Raw genomic sequence first — 11,056 nt, 5'->3', positions numbered from 1 at the left:
CCGGCATTGCCGGGCTTTTTTGTTTGTTGAAAACAGTTTGAGCATAATTTTTAATGCCTCCTTAACGATTCTGTTCAGGTAATTCCCTTGAGCACCAAAACAATGACAAGAAAAGCAATTCATGCGTATCAGGCAGGTAATCACATTGAGGCGTTGAAACAAGTTGAGAAGGCTCGGGAAGCAGGGATGCTCAGTGTCGAACTGCTTGAAATCGGGGCACAGTCGGCGCTTGCCACTGGAGATCTTAATCGGGCGCTTCAATTCATTGAGGCAGTAATCCATCAAGCTGGGGCTACGGTCCAGCGGGCCATGTTTTATGGTGACTTGCTGACCCGGCTTGGCCGATTGCAGGCCGCGGCTGATGTTTTTCAGCAGGTTATTCGTCAGCAGGATGCGAATCCTATTGCTTGGAAAGGCCTTGCGAATTGTCTATTCAAGGCCGGTGACTGGGAGAGAGCCAGGGCTGCATACTCGGCAGTCGTAGAAAGGGCTCCCAAAGATCTCGAGGCAAAAGCGTTTTTGGCAAACTGTATTCTCAAGACTGGGGCCTCTGGTGGTGCTGCTGCCATCCTTGCAGACGTTGTCAGGGATGCCCCTGACTATGCCATGGCGGGTGTGTGGTATGCAGAGGCGCTCCGTCGTTCCGGTCGAGTCGAGGAGGCTATCCCTTATCTGGAGCGCTGGGAGTCCCACGCTGAAGTCGGTGGGTTGGCCAAGCGTTTGCTTGTCGCTTGCTGGATGTCAATCGAAGATTATGAGCCAGTTCAGTCAGTACTGGAGCCTTTAATCAGGTCGAACCCTGATGACCCCGAATTGATGATCTTGCATGCGAGGTGGCTTGCGGTAGAAGGGCAGCGAGACGAGTCCCAATCCGTTATGAAGAGAATGCTGAAGCATCATCCTGATCAGTTTGGAGCTTGGTCCCCTTACCTTGATACCTGCAAGCAGCCACTTGATGGAGAAATGGCCGCGATGTTGTTTGATGCCTGTTCGCGTGCTGAGCAGCGTTCGGACTTGAGGGACAAAGGCGCGATGTATTTTGCGGTAGCAAGGCAGCATCAGCTGGCTGGAAACCGAGATGCAGAGATGCAGGCTCTGGTTAGTGCGAACAGGGCAATGGCGAAGCTTTCTCCCAGTGACACCCATAAGAATGCGGGCTATGGCCAGAGGATAATCCGCTGTTATCCCTCTTCGGTTATCTCCACGAATGACGCCGATGATACAGCGTTCGCTCCTGTTTTTATTCTGGCGCTCCCTCGATCTGGCACAACTCTCCTTGAGCAGGCCCTTGGACGTCACCATGCAACTGTGGGTGCAGGTGAAGCCGGTTTTGCTTCAGAGGCATGGCACGCTGTGACCGGCAACTGGGCAATCATTTCCAATCCCGAATCTCATGAAAAGCTGGATGCCAAGGGGCTGGAAAAATTTAGGGGCGCCTTTCTGTCAGCCGTATCAAAGGCGGGTCTGGATCAGGGTAAGATTATGATTCACAAGGGAATTAATAATCATAAGATTGCTGGGCTGCTTGCCGCCGCCTTTCCCAAAGCCCGATTTGTGGCCTTGTCGAGATCGCCCCTGGACGTAGCTTACGGCTGTTTTCGTCAGAATTTTGAATTCCAGCCGTTTAGTTTCACTGTGGAGGGTATAGCCAGTGAAATCGCCACTTATCAACGAAATGTTCAGTGGTGGCAGCAGCAGCTGGGTGAGACAAGGCTATACTCAACCCGCTATGAGGCTCTTGTTGACGATTTTGAGGGTGAGCTTAGAGCCCTGCTTGCTTGGTTGGACCTGCCTTGGGACAAGAATTGTATGGATTTCGCCAGGGCAAGCCGAGTCGGTACAGCCAGCATGAATCAAGTCAGGGAGGGCGTCTTTACAACAGCGGTAAACAAGGTGAGCGATTATGGCGATCTTTTCTCCCCCTTTGCTGAGGCCCTGAAGCAAGAAGGGGTCATTTTGTAGTATTTCGTGATTGACTATGTAGCCTGAGCGGACAGGGTGGTTACCCGGCGAGGGTGTTTGTCCCTCCGGCAAATCAACATAGTTGCCTGGACCGGGTGACGTGGTTAACATGTCAGCCATTATCAGAAACAAACAATAACAATAACGCTGGATGCCAACAGATGCTGACTTCCATGCTGGGTGTGGCGCTGATCTACTTTGCCGTCAACGAATCTGTAGTGGTCGAATCGCCGCAAAAGGGCGAAATCTACTACGAGCACCCAACCCAACCTGTCTCACTCCGCGAACGCGATATCGTGGTCAAGCCGGTATCCGAATTCCGCTACCACAATGTGGTGCGTCAAGCCTACGACTATTCCTGTGGGTCGGCAGCGCTGACGACGGTTCTTAACCAGTATCTTGGGCGCCAATTTCAGGAGCGTCAGATCATGGAAGGGCTGTTGCGCTTTGGTGAGACGGAAAAAATCGTCGAGCGACGCGGGTTCTCACTTCTGGACATGAAACGCCTGGCTACGGCGCTGGGGCACCCCAGCGGCGGCTTTAGAGCTGAAATGTCTGATATCAAGACGCTGGATCACCCGGCTATCGTTCCTATCGCTTACGGTGGCTTCAAGCATTTTGTCGTGCTCAAGAAGTACCAGGATGGTCACGTGTACGTGGCGGACCCGGCTCTCGGCAATATCAGTTTTACAGAATCCAAGTTTCAGGAAGTCTGGGACCAGAACGTGCTTTTCATCGTTTTCCCCAATGGCTTCGAGCCTCAAGACGGGCTAGAGCTGACGGATTACGATTTGCGTTTGCTGGATGAGCGTACGATCAACCGGTGGGCATTTGAGGTTTTTCCCGTCTTTACGACTCCAATGGAAAACTGGGCTGACAAGGCGGGAACGCTGACACGGGTCCAGATTACCGAAGAAGACGGCAGTAAGCGCATCATCAATGTGCCAACGCGCACCTACTTCCATCAATAAGGCCTGCAGTGGCGAATAACAAACAGAACAAAGGAAGGCTTGCATGAAAATGATGTCTGGGAAGGTAGCAGCCGTTGCTGCACTCTTGTTGGCGCAGCATGTTGCCTGGGCAGCAGATAGTGTTGATGAAGCCCGTGAAGCTCTGCAGACCCACGAAGATGATGTGACTCAGGAGAAAAACCTGGAAGAAGTGTTTCAGGCTGCGGAGAAGCAATATTCCTTGCTTCCCAGTGGGCAGATGTCGCTGAACTTTTCTGCCAACTACAACTATTACCGTGATGACCGCATTGATATCGCAATTGATGAGAATTCCGGTAGCATCAGCCGTTTTCGAATTGAGCAAGATGCTCAACATGCGTTTTCTTCATCGCTATCGTTTGATTACGGTATCTGGAATAACCTGACATTCAATACCCGTTTGCCTGTGTCTTATAAATACGACACACAGAAGGATGTTTCACAGGCTGCCTTGGGTGACGTCTCTTTCAGCCTTCGGTATCAGCCTTTTCCGGTAAAGCCCGGGGCCATGAATACAACACTTTATTCCACCTTGAGCATACCTACGGGTGATAGTCCTTATGAAATCAATGTGAATGAAGATGTTTCCAGTGGGTCTGGTTATTACTCTGTTGGGGCAGGCGTGAGTGTAAGCAAGGTCATCGACCCTGTCGTTCTTTTCGGCTCCCTGGGTTACACCTATGCGTTTGATGCCACCGGCCTGAATCAGCGCCGCGGGAGTGCGACGCTGGTAGAGGTTCAGCCTGGAGATAGCCTTAACTTTTCCATGGGCTTTGCATATTCCCTGTCTTATGAAGTCTCCTTGAGTGCCAGCTACCAGCAATCCTATAACTTCGTAAGTAACTTCGTATTCGAGGAATATAGCGCTGAGTCTGAGGACTCGACCTCCAGTGTGGTGAACACCTCCCTGGGCTTGCGGACCTCAAGCAACCGTATTGTGAACCTGAGCTTTGGCTTCGGACTCACAGAAGATTCCCCTGATGTGCTTCTTGGTATTTCGTTGCCGATTGATTTTGCTGGTCTTAAGCCCGGTGCCTGAAGCCGAATTGTGCAGTTGGAAGGGGTAAGCCATGCAGAAAAAAAATAATAGGCTGAGTTGGCGAATCGCAGGGTGTCTTGCTGCCCTTTGGGCTGGGCAGGCGTCTGCGCAGCTGGCCAACAATATTGCTATAGACGTGCGCGCCATGAGTATGGGGCATGCGGTTACCGCAGATCCGCCAGGAATCATGGCGATTCACTTTAATCCGGCGGGTTTGGCGAAGTTGGACGGCCGCAGGATGGATCTTCAGTTTCTTGGTGCCGATTTCAGTCTGGAGTCCGAGTTCTCAGCGCCGCCGGGTTATAACGTTTTTGGTTTTTCCGATGACCCTGTTGTTTGTAATGACGCACCAAATGATGGCGTCGATTTTTGCCGGGATTTCAAGACAGCAACCAGTACTGTCGAGGGGATTTCGCTTTACCTGCCATTCATCAACGATACCGTTGACTTGCCCCCGGGGCCATTGATTGCAGGGCCGCTGCCAGCGTTTTCTATCCGTCCGGCTGGCTCCAAATTCACTTTTGGTACCGCGACGTACCTTCCTCTGGCAGCGGGTTTCTACCGCGATGAAGATGATGTCGGTAATTTCATGGGGGAGCGGGTAGCGCTGGAGCGTATTACCTATTTGTCTCCGTCCGTTGGGTATCGTGTTAATGATGAGCTCTCTATCGGGGCGTCGATTGGACTGAGCTTCCAGGCGATCTCACTCGAGCAGGATTTTCGTGCTCCGAATGAGTTGCTTGGTTTTGCCAGGGTGCTCGATGAAAGCATCTGTGCTCCGTTCGAGGGAGAGTCCAATGTGGCACTTGACCTTATCTTGTTCGGTATTTGCCGTCCGGAAGAGGGGCTGGGGCCTTTCAAGAACCTGGCCTCTCTCGATGTATCAATGGATCAGCGCTTCAGCCCTTCCTACAATCTGGGGATACTCTGGGAGCCGAATGACCGCTTTGCCTGGGGGGCTGTCTGGCGCTCTCCGGCCAAGACGCATATGAAAGGTGATTACAAGATCACCTATTCCAATGCGGCGCGCGAAACCATCAATGGGATTGGCGGCTCTGCTACAGGTGCGCTTGCATTGGCTGTTTTGGGTATTCCCTCCTATGTAGGTGAAGAGGAAGTAGGGCGTGTGAGTATGGACCTCACCATGCCTGCTACCTTCCAGACCGGTATCAAATTCAAGCCTACAGAGCGCCTGCAGTTCAATGTCGACGCGGTGTGGGCTGATTACAAAGAGTGGGATGCATTCAACATCGTGTTTGACCGCAGCTCAGCAGTGCTTAGCCTGGCTCGACTCTTTTCACCGGGATCGACCCCAACACGCTTGAGTTACCCCCTTAACTTCCAGTCAACCTGGAATCTGGCCTTTGGTGCGGCTTATGATTTGACTGGCCGTATTCAATTGCGCGCCGGTTATGAGCCGAGGGCGTCTGCGATTCCGGAGGAACGACGCAGCCCGATGGTGCCGATTAATGAGGCGCGTTATTACAGTCTTGGTCTTGGCTATAAATGGGATAAAGAGACGGATATCGATTTGGGTATCGGCATGTTGCACAGTAAAGACGAGATTCCCGCGGATACCAGTTGTGCGGCAAACTGTACGGGTATTGATAACGTAGTTTATAACCCCTACGCAGGCCTTGATATCAAGACAGAAGCCAAGATCACGATTGTTGGCCTTGCATTCCGTACCCGATTCTAATGAGAAGTCTTGCGATCCTTCTGTTCGGCGTTATGCTGGGCGCCTGTCAAAGCCACCCGGATTCGGGTGGCTTGTATGTCTACACCGACGCTCAAGGCAACCTCGTTACCGTTCAGCAGCGCCCGGAACAAGGGAAAGCGGACCAAGCCAGCGATGACGGGGTGTCTCCCTCACAAGTGGTGCAGAACTCCCGTGTAGTTGCGGACCCGTCATCGTCAGCGGTGGTACGAGAGGATGTTGACGACTATCGACCAAGTGCTGAGGTAGAGGGCGAACTGGAAGCTCGCGAGAATGATCGTTTCATCACTTATGTAGATGAAATGGGCCAACTTGTCAGTCGCCCGCTGGATATGGGGGCGGAACGGGAAGCGGCTAATACACGGCCAGATGGGTTCGAAGATCTACAGCATGATGGCTACCTGGAAACCTATCGTGCTCTGCGGGTGGATTGCTGTAATCACTTTCTTGCACAGGCAGCTGTCTTGAAATCCGGAAAGGAATTGCTGGTGGAATTTGATTCCGACAGCCCGGTGCTTCGTGGAGATGTCCCATATCGGTCCCGGGTCTTTGCGGTTGATGACTCGGTTCAGTCTGTTTCCTTGATGAGTTTTATAAAGAAGCAGGACTACCTCGGCGTTGAATTGCTTTGGCTGGACGAGCAAGGTGTGCCGGTGATGCTGGTAGATCAACCGTTTAGTCGTCGTTACCCGGAAACCTGGTACCGCTATGGCTATCTACAGGGAACCCTTGAGAGGGAGCCTGGTCAGAAGTATCTGGTCGTTTTTCTACCCTATTTACAGGGCCGCGATGGAACCGATGGTCTGAAATTGGTTACTGATGGCGAGCTTGTTCTTAATGCGCAATAAAATGCCTTAGAGGCTTGCCAGTACATAACAGGTAATAATTTATGCGACGCATTCTTTCACTAGGTGCTTTGGCAATGTTAATGGCTGCCTGCAACGGCGGCGAAGATTTCTCTGATGCCAGTGTCCCGGGGTGTCCTGCAGGGGCGCCGTGTACAGCCATTTCTACGGGCGATGTCCTCGTGGAACTGACCGGACTTCAGGTCGACAATCTGGGGTACGAATGTGTTGGAACGAGTGTCGTTTTCGCAACGTCCAAGGACGAGCGCACCTCTGCTGCCAGCGATGGCAGTGATATTGTTGTGCCTCCTTACAACGCGCTTTGCCCCGCTTCCGCAACCCAGATCCGCTTTTTTGTGGGTAATGGCTTGTTCGAGGGCAACAGCTTCACGCTAGGGGAAATGCGTATTCCCCAGGGAGCTCCATTAGCACGATATTCCATTACCGTATCAGATTTGATGGATTCTCCTCGCCGCGTTCTGGCTGGGGAAGCGCGGCCACGAAATGTCGCAGCCTTCCTTCAGGGACTTGATGCCGAGCCTTCTACGCCGGATGTGATCGAAATTCCTGACGCGGCCCATGAACTTGCGGATGAACTGGAAGGTGTTGCTCCTGCGGCCTTTACCCAGGCCAGTTATGACGAGTTCAGAACTGGCTGGAGCGACTATTTTGATGATGTAAACGATGCTATTGATGGTACTGTGGCAGGTATGAATCCTGATCCCAATGTGCATATTCAGGAAGTTGTGAAAGCCAATTCCCTTACCCGGTCCGGGAATTATCGGTTTGACACCTGCCGTGGCGCTTTTGCTGCCATTACCTGTGTTTCTTCCGTGAACGAGGATGTGTTCACCGTCAGTTTCCCGGCAAGAACTACCAACGACATTAATATCGATGAGTTTCCGCTGATCCTTCCCACCGGCCAAGTGATGGGGATTGGTCGGGCTCTTCGTCAGTCGGGTTCAGATACCTTGACTGAATTGGTGGCCTTCTCAGAGACAGCAACGGTAGATGACAGTCTCGTTTTGCAGAACCTTTCTGTGCAGGGTATCGAGCCTGGCGGTTCAACCACCACGGTAGCGGGAACGGGCGCATTTTTGAACAAATTGGTCTACACCGGAGAAGTGCCTGACGCCGCTCCCAGTGGCTCTAAAAGCGACGTTGAGAACGACTATCCGGGTCTGGAGCTGAATGCAGACGAGAAAGGTACTCTCTCGGGTACCGTGGTGGGGGGCAATGTCGATTTGCCGTTGACCGCTGAACTGTCGGCACAGCCACAAGTCAATCGTGATGAGGATATGATCAGTGATCTTGCGGCGGTAGGGGAATTTACTGTCAGGCTGATGCGGGTGTGCCTGGATGATGATACAGGCTGCCGCGATATCCCTAACGAGGAAATAGAGATCGGTGAGGGTCCAGAGTTCAATTACAATACTCAGATCTATGATGCGTATGATCATACTGTTACACAGGAGTTGCCCCGGGAAGATCGTCAGGATGTGGCCGAATTCTGTGTTGAGGTCGTGAGTAATGCGGGTGAAATTGATCACGGCATTGTGATGGTAGGCAGCGATGGCGATTGCCCATCTGTCGCGTCGGACTCTTGGCCTGTGGGCTTTGTCACTCGTACTTTTCCTGACTCTCTAAGCTATAACCTTTCTCTGTTGTTGGCTCCCGGGGCGGAAAATAGAGACATTACCCCGAATTTTGGGGTCACCATTCAGGGCCGGGTAGATGGTGATGCGGGCGGCTGTTATCCCATGTATCGAACAGGCGATGATAATTTCGAGGCGGGTTTGCGCGCGCTTTGGATTGACGACTTTTATCCTTATGTTCAGCAAAAAGAATGGGTCGACGCCTTGCCAGAGGGTGGAGAACTGACGGATGAGCAGGTTCTCTTCTTTACTGCCATCAGCAGTGGTGCCGTCGAATTCTTTGCGGGTGCACCCGGCGGAGCCTGTGATCCTGCGGTGCCATGAACTGATCGAAAGCATCAATCATTGTCAACAATGGCCCTTGAAACATCCTGTTTAGGGGCGTAGAGTCCAGCCCGGTTGTGAATATTGTCAACAATCGGGCTGTTTTATGTCTGCTGCTGCGCCAGAAAGTGCAAGAACGCTTGCAGATCGGGTTTTCGCCCGGTTGCAGGACGATATTGTGCGTGGCCAGATTCCTCCCGGGTCCAAGGTCAGCGAAACCGAGCTGGCGGCCCGCTACGGTGTAAGTCGTGGCCCTCTCCGTGAAGCCATCCGCCGGCTTGAATCCCGCAAGCTCCTTGAGCGAGAAGTCCATGTGGGCACCCGCGTTGCCTCCCTCAGTTTTGATGACCTGATCGAGATTTACCACGTTCGCGAGGCCCTGGAAGGTATGGCTGCGCGGCTGGCGGCTGAATGCATGTCTGATGACGAGGTAAAAGGCTTGTTCGGGGTCCTGTCACAGCATGAACAACAGCAGGATCTGCGCGAAGACACCGCCTATTTTCAGCGCGAAGGGGATCTGGACTTTCACTACCGCATCATTCAGGGCAGCCATAACGCTACCCTTAGCCAGATGCTGATTGGCGAGCTGTATCACCTGGTGCGTATGTACCGTTACCAGTTCAGTTCCGTGGCCAATCGTCCGCAAAAAGCGCTCAATGAACACCGCAGAATTGTCGAAGCCATTGAAGCCCGCGATGGCGAAATGGCCGAGCTGCTGATGCGCCGTCATATCAGCAGCGCCCGCAAGAATATTGAAACCCAATATGCCGCCCACAAGGCGGAAAACCTGAAAACGGACCAATAGGAGAACGCCATGTCAGCAAACCTGACCCCCGGCGCCCGCTTCCGCAAGGCACTTGCAGAAGAGAAGCCCCTGCAGATCATGGGTACCATCAACGCCTATGCCGCCATGTTGGCTGAGCAGACTGGGTACCGTGCCATTTATCTGTCTGGTGGCGGTGTCGCCAATGCCAGCTATGGCATGCCGGATCTGGGTATGACCAGCATGAATGATGTGCTGGAAGACGTGCGTCGTATCTCCAGTGCGGTGGAGACCCCGCTGCTGGTGGATATCGATACCGGCTGGGGTGGGGCGTTCAATATCTCCCGCACCGTTAAAGAAATGATCAAGGCTGGCGCGGGTGCAGTACACCTGGAAGACCAGGTTGCCCAGAAACGTTGTGGCCACCGGCCGAATAAGGAAATCGTATCCCAGGCGGAAATGGTTGACCGCGTGAAGGCCGCTGTTGATGGCAAGACCGATGACGATTTCTTCATCATCGCTCGTACCGATGCGTTCCAGATGGAAGGCCTGGAGTCTGCGGTTGAGCGTGCCAAGGCCTGTATCGAAGCGGGTGCCGACGGCATCTTCGCTGAAGCCGTACATACCCTGGAAGATTATCGTGCATTCAAGGCCGGCCTGGGTGACGTGCCGCTGCTGGCCAACATTACCGAATTCGGTGCCACGCCGCTGTTCACCCGCGAAGAACTGGCTGAAGCTGGTGCCGACATGATCCTGTACCCGCTGAGTGCTTTCCGCGCCATGAACAAGGCCGCCCTGCAGGTGTACCAGAGCATCCGAGAAAACGGTCACCAGAAAGACGTGGTGGACATCATGCAGACACGTATGGAGCTGTACGATTTCCTTAACTACCACGACTACGAGCAGAAACTGGACGCCCTGTTTGCCCAGAAGAAGGGCTAAGGCAACACGATCATTGTAGGAGCTCTGCTTGAGCCGAGAAGGGTTTCGCGGCTCAAGCGCCGTTCCTACAGTAAAGATTCCGCTTTGGCGGTTGAACAACAGATTAACCAGGAGATGAACAATGGCAGAAGGCAAGAAACTCTCAGGCGCTGGCCTGCGTGGCCAGGTAGCAGGTAAAACCGCTCTTTCTACTGTAGGTGTTTCCGGCTCCGGCCTGACCTACCGCGGTTACGACGTGAAAGACCTGGCTGAAAACTGCGAATTCGAAGAAGTGGCACACCTGATCCTGAAGGGCGCGCTACCCACTCAGGCTGAACTGGATGCCTACAAGACCAAACTGAAAGGTCTGCGCAGCCTGCCGCAAGCACTGAAAGAAGTGCTGGAGCGCATCCCGGCTGACGCCCACCCGATGGACGTGATCCGTACCGGATGCTCCATGTTGGGCAATCTGGAGCAGGAAGACACCACCGTCATGGGCGAATTCCCGACCCAGGAAGAGTGTATCGACCGGATGCTGGCCTGTTTCCCGTCGATCATTTGTTACTGGTACCGTTTCAGCCACGACGGTGTGCGCGTTGACGAAAACACCGATGACGATTCCATCGGCGCTCACTTCCTGCACATGCTGCGTGGCGAGAAGCCCAACGAGCTGCATGAGCGGGTTATGAACGTGTCTCTGATCCTGTACGCAGAGCACGAATTCAACGCATCCACCTTCACCGCTCGCGTGTGTGCTTCCACCCTGTCCGACATCCACAGCTGCATCACCGGTGCCATCGGCACCCTGCGTGGTCCGTTGCACGGTGGCGCCAACGAAGCT

General features: G+C 53.3%; 9 protein-coding genes. All 9 read left to right on the top strand.

The window, feature by feature from the left end; translation table 11 throughout:
* Positions 1–87 precede the first annotated feature (87 nt).
* On the top strand, positions 88–1,962 hold the full coding sequence (locus Q672_RS29395; protein ID WP_152521837.1) for a tetratricopeptide repeat-containing sulfotransferase family protein: 1,875 nt from the start codon (positions 88–90) through the stop codon (positions 1,960–1,962).
* Between the two features lie 161 nt (positions 1,963–2,123).
* On the top strand, positions 2,124–2,933 hold the full coding sequence (locus Q672_RS29390) for a C39 family peptidase (RefSeq protein WP_022986101.1): 810 nt from the start codon (positions 2,124–2,126) through the stop codon (positions 2,931–2,933).
* 43 nt (positions 2,934–2,976) lie between these two features.
* Positions 2,977–3,990 carry a pilus assembly protein FilC gene (locus Q672_RS29385; protein WP_022986100.1) on the top strand — a complete coding sequence of 338 codons (1,014 nt, stop codon included), beginning with the start codon at positions 2,977–2,979 and terminating at the stop codon, positions 3,988–3,990.
* A gap of 31 nt (positions 3,991–4,021) precedes the next feature.
* Entirely contained in the window at positions 4,022–5,689 is a 1,668-nt protein-coding gene (locus Q672_RS29380) for an OmpP1/FadL family transporter (RefSeq protein ID WP_031226765.1), read from the top strand.
* A complete protein-coding gene (locus Q672_RS29375) occupies positions 5,689–6,555 on the top strand; it encodes a hypothetical protein (protein WP_147393884.1) in 867 nt (288 codons plus the stop codon). Before Q672_RS29380 ends, Q672_RS29375 begins: the two co-directional genes overlap by 1 nt.
* Positions 6,556–6,596: 41 nt before the next feature.
* A complete protein-coding gene (locus Q672_RS29370; protein ID WP_147393883.1) occupies positions 6,597–8,531 on the top strand; it encodes a hypothetical protein in 1,935 nt (644 codons plus the stop codon).
* A gap of 106 nt (positions 8,532–8,637) precedes the next feature.
* Positions 8,638–9,336, top strand: coding sequence for a GntR family transcriptional regulator (locus Q672_RS29365; RefSeq protein WP_022986096.1), 699 nt, complete (start codon positions 8,638–8,640; stop codon positions 9,334–9,336).
* A 9-nt stretch (positions 9,337–9,345) separates the two neighbouring features.
* Positions 9,346–10,236, top strand: a complete 891-nt coding sequence (prpB, locus tag Q672_RS29360; protein ID WP_022986095.1) for a methylisocitrate lyase — start codon at positions 9,346–9,348, stop codon at positions 10,234–10,236.
* Positions 10,237–10,357: 121 nt separating this feature from the next.
* Positions 10,358–11,056, top strand: a 699-nt coding sequence (locus tag Q672_RS29355; RefSeq protein WP_022986094.1) for a citrate/2-methylcitrate synthase, incomplete at its 3' end; no start/stop codon positions are given.

The organism is Alcanivorax sp. P2S70 (assembly GCF_000475295.1).
Lineage (GTDB): Bacteria > Pseudomonadota > Gammaproteobacteria > Pseudomonadales > Alcanivoracaceae > Alcanivorax > Alcanivorax profundi.
This window is presented reverse-complemented; position numbering and strand designations above follow the sequence as displayed.